General features: G+C 58.0%; 1 protein-coding gene. It reads right to left on the bottom strand.

Translation table 11 applies throughout. From position 1 onward, the window contains the following. On the bottom strand, window positions 1-559 hold a 559-nt coding region (locus V8F51_RS31495), incomplete at both ends, for an InlB B-repeat-containing protein (protein WP_337104448.1).

Consider the following 559-nt stretch of genomic DNA (forward strand, 5'->3'; position numbering starts at 1 on the left):
ACACTCTCTACCGCGCTGCCTTCCTTCGAGTCGAACGTTACCGTGTATGTCGCGATCGGAATCGCCGTCCACTTCGCATACAGCGTCGTATTCGCGCTAACCGTTTCCGTTAAGAAGTTCCACGCCGCTGCGTAGCCCTCATCCTTGTACCAGCCCGAGAACGTATAGCTCGCTCGCGTCGGATCGACTGGCTTCGTGATCGTCGCTCCCGCAGCGATGCCAGTCAAGCTCGTTACCCCGCTGCCTTCCTTCGAGTCGAACGTCACCGTGTACGTCGACACCGGAACTGCCGTCCATTTCGCATACAAAGTCGTATTCGCGCTTATCGTATCCGTCGTGAAGTTCCACGCCGAGGTGTAACCCTCATCCTTATACCAGCCCGAGAACGTGTAGCCCGCTCTCGTCGGATCGACTGGCTTCGTGATCGTCGCTCCCGCAGCGATGCCAGTCAAGCTCGTTACCGCGCTGCCTTCCTTCGAGTCGAACGTCACCGTGTACGTCGACACCGGAACTGCCGTCCACTTCGCATACAAAGTCGTATTCGCGCTTACCGTATCCG

The sequence above is a fragment of the Paenibacillus sp. YIM B09110 genome (genome assembly GCF_037167145.1).
Classification (GTDB): domain Bacteria; phylum Bacillota; class Bacilli; order Paenibacillales; family Paenibacillaceae; genus Pristimantibacillus.